At 42.8% G+C, this 23,503-nt stretch carries 20 protein-coding genes and 1 other annotated feature; of the genes, 14 read left to right on the top strand and 6 right to left on the bottom strand.

Annotated elements, in window-relative coordinates; genetic code table 11:
- Positions 1-245 precede the first annotated feature (245 nt).
- The 5 genes from CJP46_RS22080 to CJP46_RS36620 all read left to right on the top strand — a co-directional run bounded on the left by CJP46_RS22080 (position 246) and on the right by CJP46_RS36620 (position 6,519).
- A complete protein-coding gene (locus CJP46_RS22080; protein WP_094597782.1) occupies positions 246-2,093 on the top strand; it encodes a DEAD/DEAH box helicase in 1,848 nt (615 codons plus the stop codon).
- A gap of 2 nt (positions 2,094-2,095) precedes the next feature.
- Positions 2,096-2,521 (top strand): hypothetical protein, encoded by a 426-nt coding sequence (locus CJP46_RS22075; protein WP_094597781.1) that lies wholly within the window; start codon positions 2,096-2,098, stop codon positions 2,519-2,521.
- A gap of 662 nt (positions 2,522-3,183) precedes the next feature.
- Complete coding sequence (locus CJP46_RS22070) at positions 3,184-4,473, top strand: phosphoribosyltransferase-like protein (RefSeq protein ID WP_094597780.1); 1,290 nt, start codon at positions 3,184-3,186, stop codon at positions 4,471-4,473.
- 205 nt (positions 4,474-4,678) lie between these two features.
- The gene (locus CJP46_RS22065; protein WP_094597779.1) at positions 4,679-5,731 is read left to right on the top strand and encodes a reverse transcriptase family protein; all 1,053 of its coding nucleotides are present in this window, start codon (positions 4,679-4,681) and stop codon (positions 5,729-5,731) included.
- Between the two features lie 407 nt (positions 5,732-6,138).
- Complete coding sequence (locus CJP46_RS36620; protein ID WP_179281265.1) at positions 6,139-6,519, top strand: hypothetical protein; 381 nt, start codon at positions 6,139-6,141, stop codon at positions 6,517-6,519.
- A 210-nt stretch (positions 6,520-6,729) separates the two neighbouring features.
- Here CJP46_RS36620 and CJP46_RS22055 read toward each other — a convergent pair whose 3' ends face one another.
- Both CJP46_RS22055 and CJP46_RS22050 read right to left on the bottom strand, forming a co-directional pair.
- On the bottom strand, positions 6,730-7,761 hold the full coding sequence (locus CJP46_RS22055; RefSeq protein WP_179281264.1) for a ParB/RepB/Spo0J family partition protein: 1,032 nt from the start codon (positions 7,759-7,761) through the stop codon (positions 6,730-6,732).
- A gap of 22 nt (positions 7,762-7,783) precedes the next feature.
- The gene (locus CJP46_RS22050) at positions 7,784-8,197 is read right to left on the bottom strand and encodes a hypothetical protein (protein WP_094597777.1); all 414 of its coding nucleotides are present in this window, start codon (positions 8,195-8,197) and stop codon (positions 7,784-7,786) included.
- 500 nt (positions 8,198-8,697) lie between these two features.
- Here CJP46_RS22050 and CJP46_RS22045 point away from each other — a divergent pair, with 500 nt between their 5' ends.
- From CJP46_RS22045 to CJP46_RS22030, 4 genes are all read left to right on the top strand, one after another.
- Positions 8,698-10,821, top strand: a complete 2,124-nt coding sequence (locus CJP46_RS22045; protein WP_094597776.1) for a bifunctional metallophosphatase/5'-nucleotidase — start codon at positions 8,698-8,700, stop codon at positions 10,819-10,821.
- A gap of 393 nt (positions 10,822-11,214) precedes the next feature.
- Positions 11,215-11,562: a YciI family protein gene (locus tag CJP46_RS22040; protein WP_094597775.1), complete on the top strand. Its 348-nt coding sequence runs from the start codon at positions 11,215-11,217 to the stop codon at positions 11,560-11,562.
- 8 nt (positions 11,563-11,570) lie between these two features.
- Complete coding sequence (locus CJP46_RS22035) at positions 11,571-12,794, top strand: RNA polymerase sigma factor (protein ID WP_094597774.1); 1,224 nt, start codon at positions 11,571-11,573, stop codon at positions 12,792-12,794.
- Between the two features lie 376 nt (positions 12,795-13,170).
- Positions 13,171-14,925 (top strand): methyl-accepting chemotaxis protein, encoded by a 1,755-nt coding sequence (locus CJP46_RS22030; protein ID WP_094597773.1) that lies wholly within the window; start codon positions 13,171-13,173, stop codon positions 14,923-14,925.
- Positions 14,926-15,206: 281 nt separating this feature from the next.
- Here CJP46_RS22030 and CJP46_RS22025 read toward each other — a convergent pair whose 3' ends face one another.
- Together CJP46_RS22025 and CJP46_RS22020 are read right to left on the bottom strand one after the other, a co-directional pair.
- Complete coding sequence (locus CJP46_RS22025; protein ID WP_094597772.1) at positions 15,207-15,707, bottom strand: VOC family protein; 501 nt, start codon at positions 15,705-15,707, stop codon at positions 15,207-15,209.
- A 284-nt stretch (positions 15,708-15,991) separates the two neighbouring features.
- Complete coding sequence (locus CJP46_RS22020; protein WP_094597771.1) at positions 15,992-16,594, bottom strand: isochorismatase family protein; 603 nt, start codon at positions 16,592-16,594, stop codon at positions 15,992-15,994.
- Between the two features lie 275 nt (positions 16,595-16,869).
- Here CJP46_RS22020 and CJP46_RS22015 point away from each other — a divergent pair, with 275 nt between their 5' ends.
- Positions 16,870-17,334: a phage tail protein gene (locus CJP46_RS22015; protein WP_094597871.1), complete on the top strand. Its 465-nt coding sequence runs from the start codon at positions 16,870-16,872 to the stop codon at positions 17,332-17,334.
- A 123-nt stretch (positions 17,335-17,457) separates the two neighbouring features.
- Here the strand turns inward: CJP46_RS22015 and CJP46_RS22010 are convergent, their stop codons facing one another.
- Entirely contained in the window at positions 17,458-18,066 is a 609-nt protein-coding gene (locus tag CJP46_RS22010) for a TetR/AcrR family transcriptional regulator (RefSeq protein WP_094597770.1), read from the bottom strand.
- Positions 18,067-18,315: 249 nt separating this feature from the next.
- On the opposite strand from CJP46_RS22010, the gene CJP46_RS22005 reads away from it, so the two are divergent.
- The 3 genes from CJP46_RS22005 (at position 18,316) to leuA (ending at position 21,903) form a co-directional block, all read left to right on the top strand.
- Positions 18,316-19,095, top strand: a complete 780-nt coding sequence (locus CJP46_RS22005) for a nuclear transport factor 2 family protein (protein ID WP_094597769.1) — start codon at positions 18,316-18,318, stop codon at positions 19,093-19,095.
- A 208-nt stretch (positions 19,096-19,303) separates the two neighbouring features.
- A complete protein-coding gene (locus CJP46_RS22000; protein ID WP_094597768.1) occupies positions 19,304-19,786 on the top strand; it encodes an NUDIX hydrolase in 483 nt (160 codons plus the stop codon).
- Positions 19,787-19,895: 109 nt separating this feature from the next.
- Positions 19,896-20,158 (top strand) — a binding site (T-box leader).
- Between the two features lie 77 nt (positions 20,159-20,235).
- Positions 20,236-21,903, top strand: a complete 1,668-nt coding sequence (gene leuA / locus CJP46_RS21995) for a 2-isopropylmalate synthase (RefSeq protein ID WP_094597767.1) — start codon at positions 20,236-20,238, stop codon at positions 21,901-21,903.
- Positions 21,904-22,091: 188 nt separating this feature from the next.
- On the opposite strand, the gene CJP46_RS21990 is transcribed toward leuA, so the two are convergent.
- Positions 22,092-22,553, bottom strand: coding sequence for a MarR family winged helix-turn-helix transcriptional regulator (locus CJP46_RS21990; protein WP_094597766.1), 462 nt, complete (start codon positions 22,551-22,553; stop codon positions 22,092-22,094).
- A 173-nt stretch (positions 22,554-22,726) separates the two neighbouring features.
- Between CJP46_RS21990 and CJP46_RS21985 the strand changes: the two genes are divergently transcribed.
- The gene (locus tag CJP46_RS21985; protein ID WP_306431066.1) at positions 22,727-23,503 is read left to right on the top strand and encodes an SDR family oxidoreductase; all 777 of its coding nucleotides are present in this window, start codon (positions 22,727-22,729) and stop codon (positions 23,501-23,503) included.

The raw sequence follows: 23,503 nt of genomic DNA, 5'->3' as shown, positions 1-23,503 counted from the left end.
TGAGCTTAGTAAGCAAAAACTACTGCGGATTTTTCGCCGGTAGCCCTGTTAAGCTGAACCGTATCATAAGTAGGGCGGAATTTATGCAGTTATGGTATTGAATGAGAGCCGTACCGTCAAAAAGCCCCAAAATTCTTGCTATGATTAATAAGTTGAGTCTGCACTAAACTTTTAGGTACAAAGGAGGATAACGGAAGTCAAGCTAGAATTAGTAAGCCATCACCCAAAAAAGGAAGTGCATATGGATGTCATACTTCTTCGGTACAGTTCCCAATATAATAAACAATAGAAAACTAAGGGAGCCACAAATCGAGGCTTATATAAAAATTAAGGATTACTATGAGGCAAATCCTCAAGGTGAAGCGTTAGTTGTCCTCCCTACAGGTACTGGTAAAAGCGGATTAATATCAATCGCACCATACGGTGTGTCGAATAAAAGAGTTCTTATAATTACACCAGGACTTGTAACTAAGAAAAGTGTAGTGAAAACACTTCACCCACTTGAAGATAACTTTTGGCTCAATCAAGATGTGATTTTCTCCCCAGAAGATATGCCTGTTGTAGAAGAATACGAGTCTGATATGTTAATGTCGAGTTTAGAAAAATGTAATTTTGTCATTACCAATGTTCATAAACTGGCTAAAAGTAACGCAAACTCACTGTTGAATAAAGTGCCACAGGACTTTTTTGATTTTATTATTGTTGATGAAGCCCACCATTCTGTCGCAAACACATGGGTAGAAGCGTTGGAGTATTTTTCGGGTGCCAAAAGGCTTCATGTTACTGGTACACCATATAGAGGTGACCATAAAGATCTTCCAGGAGAGGAAATTCATAATACTTCATTATCCGAAGTTATGGCTTTGAGATATGTTAAATGGCTTAGAAAAGCTACTATTAATAATGATAATTTGTTTTTCTCTATTCCAGGGGACTCTAAAAAATACACCAAAGATGAAGTACTTACAATAAAGGATAAGGAATGGGTCGAAAAATCTATAGCTTTGTCGAAGGAATGTTCCTTGGATGTCATAAATGAAAGCATTAAGCAACTACAAACAATCAGAGACGCATCCCCGAGTGTACCTCATAAAATATTAGCGGTTGCTTGTAGCATTGAACATGCTAGGGATGTGTCTCAATGGTACAAGGATAAGGGATGTGTAGTGCGGATTGTACATAGTCATATGCATTCAAGTGAGCTTGAACAGGCATTTTTAGATATCGATAACCATAAATGTGATGTTGTAGTGTCTGTAAATATGTTAATGGAGGGGTATGACCATAAATATTTGACTGTACTCTCTATATTTAGACCCTACAGAAGTTTGAATGCTTTCGCACAGGTTGTAGGAAGAATACTTCGAGCAATTCCTAATGAGGAAATAACTGATTTTGCTATTGATAACAATGCGGTTGTTATTTTCCATGAGGAAATAGGATTGAACACAATGTGGGATATATTCTCTAAAGAAGTGGAGAAAAGCAAAAAAATCCCAGTTAAAGACTATACAATACCAGGTGGCGAGTATAAAAAAAGGGAAATCGTATATGCAGGAATCGAAAAAGACGAGTATTTTATTAGTGATAAAGAATCATATCTTACAGGGCTTGATTTTAATGAAATGTTCGAGCAAGCAAGGCGTCAGATTGAGCTTGACTTAGAGAGTAAAATGCAGAAGTTAAGAGATGCTGGCCTAAGTGAAGCGGAAGTAGAGATCGCTAAAGAAGCAATTAAAAAACAATCTGTAACATCCAAAAAGTCGGAGATTGATGAGCTCCTGCTATCTAAGAGGCCGGAACTTCTAAGAAAAAAATCGAGAAGCTTCTTATACAACAATGCTAATGAGGCAGTGCAATCGATACTGGAAGAGAAAGGGATAGATCCCAAGGGGACGGAGCTATTTCCTAAGTTCTCTAAGAGCATTCGAAATTTAAAAAGTGATTGTCCCAATGATGGAATATTAGTAAGATATATTAATGCGAGGCTATATTTAAAATACGGTCCAGTAAATAAGCGAGAGCCAGAAGCATTATTAGACTCTCAAAAATACCTTGTTCAGATTGTTGATGAATTGAGGAGGATGATCTAAAAATGGAAAAACGGATTAATATGATTACTAAGAAAATTGATGAGTTAATAAACTTGTTGCTTACTAAAGGTGTGCAACCTAGTGACATTGCTAGTAATATCTTTTTAAACGATTACAGTAGTATCTGCTATAGGAAGATAGATGGAAGGGTGGTTGGAGAACTGCTTATTCAAGAGACAGATATTAGTAGTTCTAAACTTCGCTACTATTATAATCTTACTCAAGAAGTAATCAAGATAGAGGAAGAGTTTATGGGGGTCACCTCAGTTATTTGGGATAGAAACTTTGCAGAGTCAAAAATAGTCAATGAACTAGTAAGTTTACTCAAAGATGTCTATGATGAAAGGCAGATTTCTAAATTTATTTCTACACTTCCTAAGTCACTGCAAAGCAAGGTGATAGATGAGGTAAATAAATTGACAGCATAAATTTGTAATTAGAGCAGAATGTATAAACTCGATTGACAAGATCGAAAATAGGAAAAGAAAGAGAATATTAATTTCACAATGATAGAACTGTTGTTGCTTCTTTCGACAAAGTACTTTTAGAACAAATAGAAGGTTGACCATAGACTAATGGGCAACCTTTTTGATTTAGGCTTTAGCCAGTTGAGTGCGTGAAACGCGCGAAACAAAAAAACCACCCGCTATGCGGGTGGAGGATTGAGGGTTTGACCAACCGGAGCTGCGATTTTTGATAGCGGATATTACACTAGATCTGGTGCAAGTAACGATCCAAATCCTGTTTCGCCGGAAAGTATGCCTGCCTTTTTTGCCCTCCCGACAAGTTTTAGTCGGGAGATTTTTAACTGTGATTAATAATTGTCTTAAATTAAAGTTAGATGCGAAAAAAAGATTGGCGATGCGACGGCATGTAAAAAACTGCACTCTTAGAATTCGCCAGTATCCCCGTAATGATGAACCGTTCACAAATAAAGCAAAATTCCAATAAAACAGTATTTCCGTTACAAAATGTCGGCATAAGGCTAAGGAATAATATGTAATTAATGCCGATATAGAAATTGTAAATACCTTTTCAGTATGGGATTAGTGAAATAAATACATCTGACTTTTCACGAGGAGGGATCAAATTGGGCTTTTATAAACTCTTGGCGGCAGCCCCAAGCATATCTGAGGTCTCCAGCTTACATGCGCATATTTCTTTAATAACACAGCGACATAAACATGCTATTGATGAGATAGATATATTACATTGGCTGGACAACTTTGAAAAAGCGGATCGGAACATTGCTTTGGCACTACTCAACAAAGTAGATTATCTCGATGATGCCCAAATAATAGAGGCTTACAATGCTCTCATTGAGCGTTTACTTGCATCATACCCAGGTAATTCTACATTTTATATATTACCTATTGGCGATTTTGGAAAAAGCGCTACCGCAATGATTTATTTTTTTAGAAAAACCCAACAATATGATCAAAAACAAGATAGACTAATAATAGTAAAGCATAAGAATATGTTGAAAAAAGTTCTAGGTTCTAACGAGTATCTAATATTTATTGATGACTATTTTGGAAGTGGTCGTTCATGTGTCAAGTTCTACAAACAACATATAGAATCAATATATAAAAAACACCCACTTTCAGAAACAATATGGCTGTCAATAGCAGCCCAAGAACAAGCAATTGAATATTTAAATGCTAATGTTCCCAATCCAAAAGTATTGACATGGATGCCGGTAGAAAAAGCGTTTAAAAGAGACCGTTCTCCTTTCGGTAATTATAATAAGATGAAAGAATACAGAGAGCTTGCATACAAATATGGTTTTATATTGGATACTAAAGGGCCCTTAGGATATGATAATACCCAAGGACTCGTAACATTTTCATATGGTTCGCCCAATAACTTACTACCGATATTTTGGTCGTCAAAAAGGTTACATGGCGGGAATAGGTGGAGACCTTTGTTTCCCCGATATTCAACTGATAAAATACAAATGGCAAAAGAATATAGAAAAGAGACGATGTATTGGCTAAGTCTTACTGAGACGTTAGACCATGAACTATTCGAGTTATTTGCAACAGGGAAGAGGTTGAATAATGAGAAAAACTTTGAGTATAGTTATATCCAGCGGATTGACTTCAGATTATTTGCACTGATACGATTAATACGGCAGCGTCGCTCTTTACCTGTAATTATGAAAATACTTGGAATTGTAGAAAGCGATTATCACGAGCTTATTATGGAAGGTGTTAAAAGGAATTTAGTTGACAAAGATGGAAAGTTATCTGAATATGGTAGTGAGTGTTATAAAAGAATCTCTAGAAAGATTTTGCTTTTTCAAGAAAATAATCATGTGACGAATTCTACTGACTTTTCGAAGGTTTATGTACCTTCATCTTTTCGGGGGAGCACTTGAAATTCGCTAGCATCGGCCTAATAAACCAGGCGACTAGGTTGAGTATACCTAGTAAGGATAATGTTTCTATTATAGCAACTTCTCTACAACCACGAGATACAGGAAGTAATTCGGAGAAGATGGTTGCAGAGAAGGTGCACACCGCAAAGAACGCGGTGCAATCAGCTCATAAAATAAGTAAATGATAGAGTAGGAGAGTAGCGATTTGGATATTCGTTTCCCCCGAGACGCTTTTGTTCAAGAAGCACAAAATCAAGGACGATCTCAGCTTTTTATAGAGGAATGTCTTCTATATGCGGACGGCCTTCAATATAAAAATCTGCCAGTTATCTTCTCCACAAAGCATTTATCTTTGTTATTGGAGTTAGAATATAAAGAATTAAATAATATTATTTTGAATAGTTACAGGTACTACAAAACATTCTCAATTGCCAAAAAACGTGGTGGAGAAAGACAAATAAAATGCCCAAACCATATTTTAAAGAGCCTCCAACGCTGGATACTAAATAATATTTTAATTAATGTAAGGGTTAGTAGCGCATGTAAAGGATTTCGCAAAGGGGAATCTATTATTACAAATGCGGATACCCACCTAGGGTGTCAGGCAATATTGCGAGTAGATCTTGAGAATTTTTTCGACACCATTACCGAGAATCAAGTTCGGAAATCCTTTATAAGGATTGGTTATAGTACTAATCTATCGGTGGACTTAGCAAAATTATGCGTAACCTCCCGACTTGATTCTACTACGGGCGAGTATGTCTCTTCGCTTCCCCAGGGTGCACCTACAAGTCCTATGCTAGCCAATATAGTTGCATACCGTTTAGACAAGAGACTTAGTAGCTTAGCCAATAAACTTGGAGTTAGATACTCTCGATATGCTGATGACTTGGTTTTTTCTGGAAATACAACGCAACTTCCAAAGATAGAATTATTGAAAAAGATAATAACTGAAGAAGGTCTCAAAATTAATAACCAGAAGACATTACTACGGAGAGAAGGCCAGAAGCGAATGGTAACAGGTATTATTGTCTCTGGTGATAAGCTACGTGTGCCGAAGAAGTATAAAAAGGATATATGGAAACACCTACATTATGCTTTGCTTTATGGACCAGATGGTCATACATCTAGGATTAAGGTCAATCCAGCAACATTTAAAGAATGGCTGCTAGGAAGAATTATGTATGTAAGATCAGTTGAAAAAGATGCTGCAGAAGATATGTTAAAGGTTTTTAACGAGATTAGTTGGGGGTTTTAGACTACTAGTTCATTTCGACTTTTAAGGCACCTTATAAGAAGGTGTCTTATTCATTCTTTCGAAGAATAAGTTTCGCCGTTAGCCCCGTTACGGTGAACCGTACCATAAGTAGGGCGAAAAGAAAATCACCGCTAATTCAAGCGTCAAAGAACACTTCAATGTCCTTGACGCTTCTCCAACGTTTACGTTGAAGGCCTCCGTTGGTTGTGAGATTTCATTTATTGAGGTGACGGGAAAATTGATATACCTTCTGCAATAGATATCCATGGACACACGAATCTATGGTCATTAGAAAACGATAGTTATGGACAAGTAACATGAATACGAAGATGACCAAGAATATGATTTAGTCGCAATCAGCTTAATTTGTATCTAAACATAGCATTCATGTTGAAAGGAGAATATAGATGACGGTAAAGTTTAACTTGAGTTATACGGATGGAGATTTCATCGACAACATAGAAGTTCCAATTTATAAAGTGTATCGCAAGGGTACCTCTTTTCAACTGTATCATTTAAATCGCAACCCTGCTCGTAATGAACACAAAGAATTGCTGGTTATCGATGAATCGGGGATAACACCAGAGAGCATGTTTAAAAGTGTTACAGAATTTTGTGAAAAAATTATCCCCTATTTATTGGATAGGAAAAATGAGTCGTTATTTTTATTTGGGGAGTACTATGATGCAGAGAAAGATAAGATGGTGGACATTGATGATATTGAGATTTCCTGTTTAATAGGCGGGACAGCCATCTCTACAACAAGATATCGATTTAAAGGCTCTTGAAGTCGCCGTAATTTTACCACTGGCAGAGTTGATTTAATGAACTTTTAAAGTTAGTATTTGAATAAATAAAAGAGAATTTTTATCCAGCAAAACCACTCCATTGTTAGAAGTGGCTTTGCTTTTATGTGGTCATAATATATTGTAACTTAGATTCTGCGGTAAAGAAATAAAAGACTAAAAGGCTTCATAGAATACTGGATAGATTTAAAGTCACTTCTGCTTTGATGTATCCACAAGTCGAATCGGTGTTTTAACAATATCTTTGATTTTTCTCCATTCAATTAAATGAGCCTGGAGATTTGTGACTAAACCATCAATTAACTTTAAAAAATCTTGTTTTCGGTCAATAGGTATATTCTCATATGAATAAATAGTGGTTAAGTGAATTGATCTATGACTGGGTATACTTGAAATTAAACTCTTCAATAAAACTTCTATTTCTGTAAAAACAGTGGGAAGGACAACATGATCCTCTTTATGCGATGGAAGTGTTGTAGCATTAGCAAGTCTTGGTTTATCAGCAAATCTCTGTTTTTCGATCTTTTTCTCTTCTAATATGGACCACGTCTCAACAATGTCGTGAAATGGCAATGCTAATAAAGTGAATTTAGATTCATCGTCGAGTTCCTTACTTGTATAAACTTGAGCAGCCCTTTTTAAATCATTGACAGATACCTGTTCTGATGCAGCTTTTAACGCTAATTTGTCTTTAAAAATAATGTCGACTTTTTTAAGTGAAAGTGCCTGTTCCTCATTTAATTTGTTAGGTAATATTTCTTTTTCAGCATGAATGATCTCTTGAACATCTTTTCCGAACTTCAGTAATTCTAACTTTCTCTTAATGTATCTTTCGTTTTTACCAATTTTCTGAGAAATGTATAATTCGGATTTATGAAAAACGGGATCGGTTGTTAACTTATAAAACAATTTAGCTTCTTCAATTGGAGAAAAATTTTCTCTTTCCATGTTTTCCGCAAGTTGCTGCAAATAAATTTCGGTTTCATCCTCAGTATTAGAAATATTGGCAGGTATATGAGTCTTTTTCAATAACTTGACTGCTTTGTATCTTCTAGCGCCTAGAATAATGCGATAATTTCCATTTTGAAGTTTCTTAACTGTGATTGGTTGTAAAAGTCCGATTTCGCTTATGTTTTTAGCTAGTTCCTCAATATTATCATGAGCATCCCTTGTTAAAATAGTTGATTCATCAATAAGTTTTATTGGAATCAATTCAAAATTCATTATATATTCTCTCCTTTCGAAGTTATACATTTTCCGCACGCGTAAAAGTAACATTTACTTCACCATTACTAATTAAATGCGGTGGGGCATCTATAAAACCCTGTTGAGCATGATTTAACCTTTTTTGTAATCCATCAATTCGAGATTGATAAAAGTCTTTAACATGTTGAAACTCTTCAATATATTTTGGAACGAAATAACCTCTTCCCAAATTGTATAGAAACTCTAACTGCGTGTAGGAATTCTTGATTTCTTTTAAATATTTTTTGAGGTAGTATTTATCTCTGCTTGTGCGGATTGGTCTCTTGAAGAATCTCATTCCTATATGCTGTAAGCTCCATGGGTCGTCATAACTAGCTTCATTAGTTAAAGCATTAACAAACTTTATAACCTCCGCGGTTGGTAATGAAAATGACAAATTTTCTTTTGTTGACATTAGAAACTTCCTCCTTTGTTTTATCAAACTATTTTTAGTTTTATTTTTATCAAAATATCGGAATTATATACTAGAATAATAGAGTTGTAATAAAATAAATAAGAGAACAATCGATGTGACGGCCGATAGGTCAAAAAGAGGATAGTTCAATACAAAGAAGTTCTACACAAAAACCACTCCTTCATTGGAGTGGCCTTGTCTTTATATATATTTTAAGCTGAACCATATCATAAATAAGGGTAAGTTTTTTTCCAGTTCATAAGCTTTGAGTAAAGCGTGTACCTTCTTAAAGGAGTCCTTGCTGTATTCTGGGGAGACTTGCCGAGAAAATCAAAACCTCAAGCACTAACTTTGTTGTAGAGCCAGATATACGTACGTACTTTTCTTCCCTACCAATCTCTCAAATTTTTTACATAGATTTGATATACTTTACGACTTCCATGATTTGATTTATGTTAAAATATCTCAGGATCAGAAATTGGAGAGGGGTTTTATAACTCATGTCATGGAAAAAAGTTCTGGGTAAAAGTACCATTCGCGTGGCTACTACTGCACTATTGCTTTCCCAGCTATTTGGCGCCGTAGGTTCTGTCTCTGCTGCAGGAACAGATGTAGAAGTACACTTGATCGGAATCAATGACCTGCACGGTCAGTTGGATACCACATCGATGGTTAGTGATAAAAAGGCAGGAACGGCTCCAATTCTAGCTACATATCTAAAAGAAGCTCAAGCAAAATATGAAAACTCCCTACTCTTCCATAATGGAGACTCTGTTGGTGCATCCGCTCCAGTCTCATCTCTGGATCGTGATGAGCCTACGCTGGAATGGATGAATATGATGGGCTTTGATGTAGGTTCTTTGGGCAATCATGAATTCGACCAAGGTACCGCTGCATTAAAAGCACAAATCTTTGGTGGCCTTGATCCAAAAGAAGGCAAGGTAACTCATGCTGGCGCAAAATTTGATTATGTAAATGCAAACGTCATTGAAACCTCCACTGGCAAACCATTGATTAAGCCATATGTGGTTAAAGAAGTGGGCGGAGTCAAAGTCGGATTTATCGGATTAGTGACGAAAGCTACACCTTCGAAAGTATCCCCATCTGGTACAGCAGGCGTGCGTTTCTTAAGCGCAGAAGAAGAAGTTGAAGCCGTTAATAAATATGCAAAAGAATTGCAAGATCAAGGTGTAGAAACGATCATCGTCCTGGCACATGATCCAGCAACAACCAAAGAAGGCGTAACCACTGGAGAAGCGGCTGATTTAGCAAAAGCTTTGCCTGCCGATTCCCCTGTTGACGTTATCGTTGCAGGTGACAATCATGCTTTAGCTAACGGTGAAGTGAATGGGAAATTGATCGTGCAGGCTTATTCTTATGGTACGGCATTTGAAGATATTAAGTTGATGATTGACCCTAATACGGGGGATGTAACCGAAAAATCAGCTACAGTTACAACGACTTTTCAAGAGGGTGTAAAAGAAGACCCTGAATCTTTAGCTATTATTAAAAAATCATTAGACAAGCATCCTGAGCTAACGAAGCCAGTAGGTACTACAGATGGTTCTGTGACTCGCACAGATGCTTATAATAACGAAGCACCTCTAGGAAACCTCATTGCAGATGCAATGCGTCAAGCAGACTTTGGTGATAAAGCAAGCGATGCTGACTTTGCATTTATGAATCCAGGTGGGATTCGTGCGGATCTGCCACAAGGCGATGTGACCTTTGCTGATCTTGCTAAAATCCAACCTTTTGGCAATACTCTGGTAAAATTAGAGCTGACTGGTGAACAAATACAAACCTTGTTGGAGCAACAATGGGGTACAAACGCGGACGGTACACCAAACACAAAAACACTACAAATCTCTGGCTTGAAGTATACTGCAGATTTCAATAAGCCAGTCGCAGAGCGTGTGACTAGTCTTAGTCTTGAAGATGGTACACCCATTGATCCTGGAAAAACATATACGGCTGTAGTTAACAACTTTATGGCAGCAGGTGGAGATAACTATACAGTGCTAGTGGATGCTAAATCATCCTTAGCTGGTCCTATCGATCTGGATGTATTCTACCAGTACATTGTAGATACCTTTAAAGGTGGCGCTATTCAAGCTAAAACTGAGGGACGTATTACCAACCTCGCTGCATCTGCAGAACAACCAGAAACACCTGTAACCACAGAAGTCATTTCTCGAGCTGAATTTGTAAGTGCTCTAGTAGAAATGTTGAAACTAAACGAAGTAACTACAGCACCTGCATTTAAGGATGTTGCTGCTGACGCTGCATATGCTGATGCAATCGCTGAAGCCGCTCATGCCGGATTCATTCAAGGCTACGGTGGTAACTTCAATCCTGATCGTGATATCACTCGTGAAGAAGCAGCTACAATTCTTGCTAAATTGTTGAACAATCAGGTTTCTGATAAAAATGCCGCTACGATTATTGCAGGTTTCGAAGATGGCAAAACCGTTTCTACTTATGCGGTTAAATCTATGGCAAAACTGATTGATAAAGGTATTCTAAGTGCAGCAGAGAAAAATTTGCTTCAACCTAAACAAGGTCTTTCTAATAACGATGCAGAAGCTTTAATTCAAAAAGCTGTTGCAGCAAAAGCTTCATAATTTAGATCTTATTCAAGCCTTATATTAAGACAGGAAAACACATCCCTTTTGGTAAATAAGTTTTCTTTTATCGATAAACCCTCAATTCTTCCTTCAATTCATGGAGAGGTTTATCTAGAAGAATGCTATATCCAAACTTAGGATGTGTTTTTTCATGCTTACATGACTGGTCAGAAAATGAAAATACGCACACCAGATCGAATTAAAACAAAGTAGCTGATAGTGGCAGTTCCTTCAGCAATTTCGCTGATCGCGATGCTAAGCTGAACCGTATCACAAGTGACACTAGCTTTTTATATAAAAATTTTTCTTGTAATGTAGAAATCGGAACAGCCCATACGACAATATAGTGCAACCCAATTCCAATACGGTTTTAAAGGGAGGAGTTTTAGTATGAGTTACACCTTAATGTTTTACGAGAGTCAGGAGGACTTTGCGGCAAGAATGGACCCGGCCCGGCAACAAGAATACTTGGCAGGCTGGACGCACTACGTGCATGCTTTGCGGCAGTCCGGAATTGTGGTATTCGGTTCGGGTCTCCATGCTCCTGAGACAGCTGCAACGATGAAGCGGCACGGCGGTGAGATGGTTGTTCAGGACGGACCGTTTCCCGAGACGAAAGAGCAGCTCGGCGGGATATTCGTGATTGATGTTCCGGATCTTGACACTGCATTAGAGTGGGCTGCTCGGGGCCCTGTCGATACGGTGGAGGTCAGACAAAACCTTCCCGCGCTGAAGTAATCATCTCTATGGAAGCTCATCAAGTTATTGAACAAACAGCCCGTAACGCTTACGGCCGTTTGCTCTCCTATTTGGCTGTAAATTGGCGGGATCTGCAGGCTGTTGAGGATGCCATTGGAGACGCTTTTCTCGCTGCGCTAGAAACTTGGCCGAAGATCGGCATTCCGGATAAGCCTGAAGCATGGCTCGTTACTGCCGCCAGGAGGCGGCTTATCGACCGTGCACGTCGTACCCGCGTTTCCGAAAGTGCGCTGCCGACACTCATTGCCATGTCAGAGGATGCACAACGGTTGGCATCTTCGAGTGCTGGCTTTCCGGACGAACGACTGAGGATGATGTTTCTTTGTACCCATCCGGCAATTGACCCTGCAATGCGTACACCGCTTATGCTGCAGACGGTGCTTGGAATCGATGCAGCCCGAATTGCGTCTGCATTCATTGTCAAGCCCTCCACCATGATTCAGCGTCTTACCCGGGTAAAGGCAAAAATTCGTGCCGAACGCATCACTTTTGAATGGCCTGATGATGAAGAAATTGCGAATCGTCTCGATTCCGTGCTGGAGGCCATTTATGCTGCTTACGGAAGCGGGTGGGACGAAGCAGCCGTTGCCGACTCGCCTCGCAGGAGATTGGCGGAGGAAGCGATTTTTCTAGGAAGGCTGCTTCTTCAATTCGCTCCACGCAAACCGGAGGTGAAGGGTCTGTTGGCGCTCATGCTGCACTGCGAAGCGCGACGTGAGGCCCGGCATGATGGAGAAGGGAACTTTATTCCCCTCTCTGAGCAGGATTGTGCCCGATGGGAACAAAGCTTGATCTTGGAAGCGGAGCGTTATCTGCATATCGCCTCGCAAGCCGGTGAGATTGGCCGATTTCAACTCATGGCCGCGATACAATCGGTGCATGCACAGCGTTTATGGACTGGGCGTACAGAGTGGGAGGCGATTGCTCAGTTATACGAGGGCCTCACTCGTATATCCCCCACACTGGGCGCATTAGTCGGCCGAGCCGCCGCGGTGGCGGAGGCTTATGGATCGGAACGTGGCATTGCTCTCTTAGAAGCCATTCCATCTGAAAGGGTGGTTAGCTATCAGCCCTACTGGACACTTGCAGGCCATTTGTACAAGCGGATGCAGCGAAAAGAAGGTGCCCGCTCGGCTTATAGCCGTGCCATTGGACTAAGCACAGATGCATCGATTCGGCAATTTCTAAATCGCCAAGCTAGTGAGATATAAAACGCATAGCGAGATAAATTTAAGGCACCCGAGAGGGTGCCTTAAAAACTTGCCGTCACAGACAGGGCGGAGAACGCTAAATTTGCTCTGTCCAAATGGTTAGAAATGGAAAAAATGCCAAGTTAACAATAAGTAATACTAGTCATCCAATCAAAAGACTCGTTCGGTATAATGAATTCCTACGGGTCTTTTTTTGTCTTGTAGTTTGGAAAATCACTTCAAATATAAACAACCATTAACGTTCCATTAAGGGTTATCCGTTGTCGAAAATATCACAAATAACAGACAGAAAACAACAATATCATTGTTAAAAACAGGAATTACGATATTTTTCGACGAATATTAGGTCATCTGATATTAAAGGGGAACTCGACTCATGTCCGCATTAAAAAACCGTTTGGTTTGGAAGCTGTCTATCGTTATTTTAGCGATACTGCTGCTTCTCTCATTTACGTTAGTTTACACGCAAATTCAAAATACGAGGAAGGCAAGCGAAGAAGCGATCGGAAATTTCAGCATTCATAACGTGAGTGCGTATGCAGGAAAATTCGACGTGGAAAAATATAAAAATTTCACAGAAAATACTCAAGAGAACGATCTATATTGGAGCATTCGGGGAGAGTTGAATCGTTACCGTGAGCAAATCGGAGCAATGTATGTGTATACGGTGAAATTCAATGACCAGGGGAAACCCATTCTCCTGATTGACGGTCAACCTAAAGGCTCGGAGACCGCATCCCCGATCGGCGAAGTCACGGATGTGCCGCAAAATGCTATAGATTTGATATTAAAAGGGGAATCCGCTAAATCGGATATTATCCACAATCCGGAATACGGGGACTACATTTCATCGTATGCCCCACTCCGCGATGCGGCTGGAAACATCATCGGAGCGCTTGGGCTCGATATGGACGTATCCGTATACGATTCAATTAATCGTCAAGTTATGGGGCAGAGCATTCCGGTATTCGTCTTGATGGGGATTCTGGCGCTTATTGTCTATGCGCTGATCGTCTGGTATATATCGCGGTCGTTGCGGCCTTTGGGTATCATTGTCAAAGGAGCCGAGGCTACTGCGAGAGGGGATGTCGCGGAAGCAAAAATAGTTCTGAACGGCGCACGAATTCGCTCGAACGACGAAATCGGACGTGCCTATTTCGCGATGACACAAATGGTGGAGAAACTTGGCGTTACGCTTAAGGAAGTGACTTCCGATATGGAATCAACCGCGCATAACCTCGTCCATTCCGTAAATCAGTTCAATTCAGAAACGAGTGAGATGCTCCATCAGAACGTGAACCTTGAGGAAGCTGTCACGCAATTAGCCCAAGGCGCGCAGCAGCAGCGACTAGGTACGGAAGAGAGCGCAAAGTCCATGAGCGAAATTATTTTGGCGATCACACGGGTATCTGAGGCGTCGGCCAGCATGTCGAGAATGTCCGGCGAAGCACTGGAACGGGCAGAGAAAGGACAGGATTCCATTCGACAGTTGAAACATCAAGTAGAGTCTATTTACGATATGACCACGCAGACGTCGATCACGATGGATACCCTGAACGAACGGATGAATGAGATTGATCCGGTGCTCCATTTGGTCGCGGATATCGCCGAACAAACGAAATTGCTGGCGTTGAACGCCGCCATCGAGGCTGCAAGAGCAGGAGAAGATGGTTCCGGCTTCGCGGTTGTTGCCGGGGAGGTACGTAAACTTGCCGATACTTCCGCTGTTTCCACGCAGCGTATTACTTCGCTTCTCCAACAAATCAGACAGGAGACCGCTCAGATTGTTGTGAGAATGAGAGAGGGAAGTGATGGAATACGAATGGGGACCGAGCTGTCGAATCAAGCGGAAGTACTATTTAACCGAACGATGGAAAGATTCGTTCATGTAAATAGTCAAATTCAAGAGATATCTGCAGCTTCGGAAGAGGTGCTGGCAAGTACCGAGGAGGTCACGGCCTCCGTGGAGCAAATTTCGAATATTTCCGGGGTTGTCGCTGAAAATACAATACTGGTTCAAAGCATGTCAGCATTGCAACTAAAAGCGGCGAAACGAATTGCTGAGACGACAGAGCTTTTGAAGCGGAGAAGCACAAGTTTGGAGGCTGCCGTCACGAAGTTCACCCTATAGGAACAAGGCACAGCGAGGGCAAGACGCTGGGGTGCGTATGAATTACTTGGAAAAGCAAAACTTTATGAAAAGTGACGACTCGCATTGAATCAAGATACGGAATCCAATATATATTCTCTTGTGGCAGACACAGCAAAAAAGGATGAAACGGTAGGTCCCTTCGTTCATCCTTTTTGTTATGCCTTTGTACAAGCGGCAGGAAGATCAAATCCATGATCTCGACAACGTCCTCATTGATCGGCGGTGTGTGAGTTGTGAGTAACTCGAATCTTATTAGAACTTCAACGATTTTCCGCATCCGTCAAAAATGGATTAAAGCTCTTTTGAGCATATTCCATAGCATCGATATACTCTTGCTGTTTTGATCGCTCTATCATTTCTTCAGGACTAACATCCTCTACTTTAGATGTTATCCACCACACATTCCCAAATGGATCCACCACTCTTCCACCCCGTTCCCCCCACGCCTGGGTGATCACTTTCGTCATGGATATAGCGCCTGCCTTTATAGCTTGAGCATAAAATTCATCACTGTTGTCCACGTACAGGCGAATAAAGCAAGGAAACGACGGCCATTCGGCAGGAGAATCGAACATAAGAATTTTTGAATCCCCGATGCCTACCTCTGCATGCCCTATGCTTCCATCAGGATTGTATACCCTGCCAAGTTCTCGCGCATCAAAAGCCGCAATCAAAAAGGCAATCAACTTTTCAGTGCTTTTTGTAGTGATCCAGGGGGTGATGGTATGGTTCTCGTTTTGCAATTTTTGTTTTTCATTCATTCGTTTCAACCCTCCATTTATTAATTTTGAACTGATTGTATCAGGGGTAATTTGACACCTGTATGTCATAGTTTTAGGATGGCTGGGGAGTGATATTGCAGTATTCAGCTACAGTCTGTTGACGTATATCGATAGAAAAAAAGAAGTAACCCGCCACAGGTTGGAGGCCTGACGGGTTACGTCTGTTCAGGGGCACCTGAGGAGGTGATCCCACATTAAATTATAATTTACCCTCGTTATAAAGGAACTGTTTGGGGGCGATTTGGTCGATCCCTCCAGCAAACCTAAATCCCTTTTAAAATCTCTTCCGTTGTGCGAATCCGCCCTATCCTCGGGAAAATGACATTCCGTACATGCTCATGCTCAGCCCTCGTAAACCCGGTCATGGCGTCGATCGCGAAAATGATATTATATCCATGCTGAAAGGCTTCCCTGGCGGTTGTATCTACACCGATCCCCGAGGCTATGCCGCAGATGACGATCGTATCCATGTTTCGACGGCGCAGCTGAAGATCAAGGTCTGTTCCGTGAAAAGCCCCCCATTGCTTTTTGGAGATGATGTGGTCCGTTTCGGTTACGCCGAGCTCGGGAACAAATTCATCCCAGCCTTCGATCATGTTCAGCTTAGGAGGAGCGGTATCGAGCTTGGGACTAAGCATATCTCTGAAATCCTTACTGGATACATGCACAAGCGTCACAAAAGCCCCTTTGTTCCGGAAATGATGGGTCAGCTTGGCTGCATTGGCAATGACCATCTCGGCAGAATAGGGTGCATACTGCTGACCAATCCATTTTTGGAGATCGATGACGACCAGAGCTGTCTTGTTCCAATCTATTAACGGTTCTCTTTCTCCGCTATTCGTATGATTATCGTTTAGTTGGTTCATATAAAAACCCTCCGCTAATCTTGTAGTATAGATGACTGCATCAGTATATATTAGGCCGTGGTGATTAACGAGAGGGGGAATTATCCTAGGAGTGTTACTCCTAGACAACATCGATTTGCTGAAGTTATCTGTAGGATTTTGACGAAAAGCGCTGAATATATAATGAGATGTTTGTTTCTACCAGTCTATGTAAATAATATTTAGAAGACTATCAAATTCGTCAGTCAGCTTGTGAAATATAGATTATTAGAATAAAGAGAAAACGAGGGATGGAAATGACGTATATCGTTGATTTTAAAAATGTGTCTACAGTAGGTTTGGAATCTTCGCCCGTCGCCGAAGCGCTTGCCGGTTTGCGCGCGAATGAAGCCCGTTACTTTATGAACAAATACAAGCATGAGTTTACGGTGGTGCCCGCCAGTGAAAGCCAGGACACTCTGGATTATGTGAACCGGATTTTGAAGGAAGAACGGGATATTGAATTTGCGGCCAAACCTTTAGAGACATCACGTTTTCAAGTGGAAAATATCCAATTCACCTACGTCTTTTATGAGGACGGTCTCGGGCTTAATGTCATGTATACGGTGGATGACCCGAAGAAGCGGGCCGTTGGTTTTAAGCTTTCTGAAGGGATGGAGGTACCCCAGGAGTTAGAAGGGAAGTTTAAGTTTGCCAGACAGAAGTCCAAGCTGGCCGGAACCATTCGAGGCTCATTCTTTGTCATTAAAGGAGAATATTAAGCAAGGCATAAGAGCGAAGAACTTATATCAAAAACATGAGCAGGACAGGCGGGGCAGATCGGTGCTCTCCTGTCCTTTGTTTTTGAAAGAACAGGCACCTCTGCTCCTTCTATCCTAGCTATTCTATTCCTCAACGGAAATTCCGGCAGCTTTCAATTGCCCATAGGTCACGATTCCACTGAACTGGGATGACACTTCGGTCGCAGGTAGAGGCCGGTCGTTTTTAATCCACCAAATGACGATCCCCATGAACGCCGATACGAGGTACTCAAGAAGCAATTCCTTGGACATCGCTAAAGGAGAATTCTCTTGACCAGGATTCCACCCCTCATCCAGTTTCTCCTTGATGATGTTCTCCATTTTCGCTCGAAACGGATAGATTCGACTCTCCTCAACCAGCATGGCATAGTAAAACGTAATACTCCCCGAAATGTGTTCCAACACGGCCTGCATGACGGTCTCTAGTCTGGACATACGAAAAGGGTTCATATGGAATGGACAAAGCACGACGGTCTGCTTTAATTCGCTCAACAGCTCGTCCATGCATATATCTAATAAATCCGGTTTGTTCTGGTAGTGAAGATAAAACGTGTTTCGATTGATCATCGCCCGGTCGGCAATATCCTGGATCGTGATCGCTTCATATCCTTTTTCCCGGATCAGCTCATAAAACGCCTTTCGGATCGATTGTTTCGTGCGTACGATTCTTAGATCGGTCTTCTTTTTGTTCATATTTTCGTTCTCCTAAAAAGAAATTTAAGACGTTAAGCGACATATCCGTGCGAATTGTATTTTATCCTGCAAAACTCAAAAAATTGAATATTGAGGGTTATATCGATCCTTATTATAATGAGCACAAGGTAAATAAACAACAAAATGTTCATTATTTATCTGATGACTATAAATGGTGAGAGATCAGGGCCGGTCCATCGCTCGCAAAAAGGAATTTTAAACTTTCGATAACATAGGGAGGATATTCCGATGACATTCAACGATCACAATGAGCTTGTCCGTAAGGCAACCGCGGTGCTGGAAAGTTTGGAGAGCGGCCGCCCCGAAGCGATTACGGCTTACGTTCATCCTGAAAAATATATTCAGCACAATCAAGCCTTACCCAATGGCCGTGAAGCCATGCTAGGTGCGTTAGATCATTTGAAGGAAATCGGTACGAAGGTCAGCATTAAGCGTGCTTTGGTCGACGGAGATTTTGTGGTGTTCCATTCCGTATATGATTTTTTCGGCCCTAAGATCGGCATTGATATTTTCCGTTTTGAGAATGGGCTGATCGTCGAGCATTGGGACAACTTGCAGGAGATGGTGGAGAAGACGCCAAGCAGCCATACGATGATTGATGGACCGGTCACGATTCAGGATATCGACAAGACGGATGCGAACAAGGGACTTGTCAAAAGCTACGTCGAGAACATTTTGTTTGGGAAGAACCCGGATCTGCTTGGCTCTTACTTTGATGGGGATCGCTACATTCAGCACAGCCCGCATATTGGGGACGGCCTTTCGGGTCTTCATGCGGCACTCCAGGCACTGGCGGAGAAAAAGATTGAATTTCAATATACTCACCTCCACCAGGTCATCGGACAAGGCGATTTTGTGCTTACGGTGAGTGAGGGTTTGTTTGATGGCCAGCCGACGGCTTTCTACGATTTGTTCCGCGTAGAGGACGGAAAGATCGCTGAGCATTGGGACGTCATTGAGGCGATCCTGTCAGAAGAAAAGCGGAAAAATTCGAACAGCCGGTTTTGAGGCTTGTGCGGATGGGGTTGATAGAAAGGCATCGCCGAATCATTGCGGCGGTGTCTTTTCGTGCTAAGGTCACTACCGGAAAAGTGCCCCTGAAAAAGGGAGCGTGACGATGAGTCTCGAATACGATGAATATCACATCATTTACCTAAGTAGTTTAAGCTAATAGGTCATTTAGCATGGAAATGGATTTGGATAAGGAGGGCTTAGTTTGGAGTATGAAGTGCCTAAACAGTGTATTTCGGTATCAGCTCTACTCACTAATGAGAGCGGTGAGGTACTGTTACTGAGAACCCATTGGCGTTCAGATACATGGGAAATGCCGGGTGGAAATGTTGAATTAGGGGAACCTCTTGATCAGGCGATTTGCAGAGAATTTCTTGAAGAAACGGGTATTGTTATTAAGCCAATGGGTATAACCGGCGTCTATATGAACACAACAAAACAAGTTTTGTCTGTGTGCTTTAGAGCACAATACATAAGCGGAGACATCAAAATACAAGAAGACGAAGTACTTGAAGCTAGATATATAAAAATTGATGAATCCAATATTGGGAAATACATCACAAGACCACAGCAACGATCCAGATTTTTAGACGCCATGAATGCGAAATACTTTGTGCCCTTTGAAGCTTGGGAGGCAAACCCTAATTATAAGTTACTGCACAGATTAGAAGGGGACATGGAGCCATAATGATTTGTAAGCTGAACCCACAGAATATTAAACCCCGCACGGAAGAACAATACGAGTTAGATTACACTTGACACCATCGTGTCGGTGATATAGCATTAATCCTAATAATTAAACTACGTTGAAAAGGAATAGTACGGTTTTCTAAGCGAACAGAGAGCTGTTGGCCGGTGTGAAACAGCCGTGGAGAAAATTGGAACTCGCCTTGGAGTTGCTCGCTGAAATAGAAGTAGGTGGAGCCGGAGCCTGACCGTTATCATCAGGAGGATCCAGGTTTGTCCGTGTTTATGCAAACCGTATCCGTAGAGTGCATGCCGGCGTTGGCATGAATTCGGAGTGGTACCGCGTAAGATGTTAAAGTCTTTCGTCTCTGTTAATGGAGATGAAAGGCTTTTTTTGCGCCTCCGATCTTTGGCAGATTAGCATAGGAATCGACGAAAGGAAGGGTATCCATGAAAAATGTAAACAAATACGACAGAGGATATTTTATGCCGCCGGAGACCAGCCTGAATTGGACCCGGAAGGAATATATTACGGAGGCGCCGATTTGGTGCAGCGTTGACCTTCGCGACGGCAATCAGGCGTTAATCGTTCCGATGAATCTGGAGGAGAAGCTGGAATACTTCAAACTGCTTGTAGATATCGGATTCAAGGAGATCGAAGTTGGATTCCCCGCAGCCTCCGAGACGGAATTCGCCTTTTTGCGCACACTGATTGAGCAGGATTTGATCCCGGACGACGTGACGATCCAGGTGCTGACCCAATCGAGAGAGCACATCATCCGCAAAACGTTCGAATCGCTGAAAGGCGCGAAAAAAGCCGTCGTCCATCTGTACAACTCGACCTCCGTGGCGCAGCGGGAGCAGGTATTCCGCAAATCCAAGGAAGAGATTATCGCCATCGCCGTGAGCGGCGCTAAGCTGCTGAAGGAATGCGCGCAGGAGACGGAAGGGAACTTCCAATTCCAATATTCGCCGGAGAGCTTTACCGGAACGGAGATCGAGTTTTCGCTGGACATCTGCAACAGCGTGCTTGACGTATGGCAGCCGACGGCGGAAAATCCGGTCATCATTAATCTTCCGGCAACGGTATCCATGTCGATGCCTCACGTCTACGCCAGCCAGATCGAGTATATGAGTGAGCATCTGAACTTCCGGGAACATGTGATTTTGTCGGTGCATCCGCATAATGACAGAGGAACGGGCGTAGCGGACGCCGAGCTGGGCATGCTGGCCGGAGCTCAGCGCGTCGAGGGCACATTGTTCGGAAACGGGGAACGGACAGGGAACGTGGACATTGTGACGCTGGCTCTCAACATGTACTCTCACGGGGTGGATCCGAAGCTGAATTTTGAGAACATCCCTGCGATCGCCTCCGTGTACGAACGGTTGACCAAAATGAGAGTGAGCGAAAGACATCCTTACGGAGGCGAGCTGGTATTCACCGCGTTCTCCGGTTCGCATCAGGATGCCATTGCCAAAGGAATGAAATGGCGCGAGGAAAAGGAACCCAAGCATTGGTCGGTCCCTTATCTGCTGATTGATCCGATGGACATCGGCAGGGAATATGAAGGCGACATTATCCGCATCAACAGCCAGTCCGGCAAAGGCGGAATCGGATACGTGCTGCAGCTGAAGTACGGACTCGATCTCCCGGCAAAAATGCGCGAAAACTTCGGATACTTCGTTAAAAACGTATCGGATCAGCAGCAGAAAGAACTGATGCCCGAGGAGATCTACGCTATTTTCTTGAAGGAATACGTGAATATCCAAACGCCTGTCGAGTTTGTTAAATACCGCATGACCGACAATGAAGATTTCCAAACGATCGTCACGATTCGTACCGGCAACGAAGTTAAGGAAATTGCCGGCAACGGAAACGGCAGACTCGATGCGATCAGCAATGCCCTGCAAACCGAACTTGGACTGGATTATTCCGATTTGATCTATACGGAGCATGCTCTGGAAATAGGCTCGAAATCCCAAGCGGTGTCTTATATCGGCATCACGGCTACCAACGGCAGTGTATATTGGGGCTGCGGCATTGACGTTGATATTATGACCTCATCGGTAAAAGCTCTGTTTAGTGCTGTGAATCAGTTTAGTCGTTCCACAAACTGATCGCTTCCACGAAGGGAAATTTCTCGTCTGCAAGGATGGGAGTCTTCACACACATAAAATAAACCAAGGAGCTGCCTGTGGCAGCTCCTTTTGTTTACTCGCGGTTGGCGTTCAAGGGATTATTACGCGCGGAAAGTAAAAGCCCCTCCGCCGATTTGGTGGAAGGGCTTGTTCTATGTCGATCACGGTCAAGGCGGCGGGGCATTGCAAGACGAAGACTTTGCCTTCTCCGCCAGCCTAGTAATCGACTCGATGTCCTGATCCGTTAATTGATCAAAGAAATGCTTGCGTATTGCCTTTGAGACGATGGGACGGGCATCATCGAGTGCTGATTTCCCCGCAGGAGTGATGATGACTTGAACACCGCGATCCGTGTCCAGCGGTTTCCTCTTCACGAGTCCACGCTTCTCCATTCGTGTCAAATGATGTGACAGTCGGCTCTTATCCCAATCCATTGAGTCGGCTAATTCCTGTTGGCGAAGACTTCCGTCTCCTAACAGGTCTAACCGGTCCAATACACCATAATCACCTTCGGATAGTCCTGTGCTCTCGGACATGTCCTTGATTACGCGGCCGAAGATGGTCTGGAAGGAGCCTTTCCACATATGCCATATTCGCATTTCTTCTTCGTTTAGCTCGTTCTTATCCATAGAGACATCATATCATGGTTGACGCATCAACCACAACATGTTACAGTAGATACCAGGTTGATATATCAACCAGAGGTGATAATCTGATCAATAAGTTGACGTGTCAACCCAAGGTACCATTCCGGGTATTAGGTTGACACATCAACTCGGAAGTTTACAAATACCGCACTTCGATGCACGAAAGGGAGATGATTACGATGAATGATAAACCCGTCGCCCTGGTCACCGGGGCCAACAAAGGAATCGGTCTTCAAATTGCAAAGGATCTCGCATCACACGGCTTCACCGTGCTTGTCGGGTCACGCAATCTCGAGAATGGGGAGACGGCGGCGAATAGCGTAGGGACGGATGCCCGTGCCCTCCAACTTGACGTCACGAATCAGGCTTCCATCGACGCGGCGGCAGAGCGTATCCGCAGTGAGCTAGGCCGCCTTGACGTGCTCGTGAACAACGCGGGCATCTCGCATGCAGGCAAGCCCGGCAGGTCGCTCGAGGAGGTCGGGAAGTCAGGCCGGCCTAGCGTCGCATCTCTCGATGAGGTGCGGGCGGTATTCGAGACGAACGTATTCGGCGTTATCGCCGTCACGCAAGCAATGCTGCCGCTTCTGCTTAAGGCGCCGGCTGGACGTATCGTCAACGTATCGAGCGGTGCAGGCTCGCTGACGTTGAACGCGGACCCGACCAATCCGCACCGCCCGATGTTCGGTGCCGTTTACAGCCCGTCCAAGACCGCCCTAAATGCGATCACCCTCGCTTTCGCTATCGAACTCGAGTCCACAGGCATCAAGGTCAACGCAGTATGCCCGGGCTTCACTTCGACGGACCTCAACAACTTTGAGGGTACGGGCACGGTCGAGCAGGCCGCACGTCAACCCGTGCGCCTCGCACTTCTCGACGAGAACGGTCCAACGGGCACATTTTCAAATGAGAATCGCCTGCTTCCATGGTGA

The organism is Paenibacillus sp. XY044, from assembly GCF_002257645.1.
Lineage (GTDB): Bacteria > Bacillota > Bacilli > Paenibacillales > Paenibacillaceae > Paenibacillus_AQ.
This window is presented reverse-complemented; position numbering and strand designations above follow the sequence as displayed.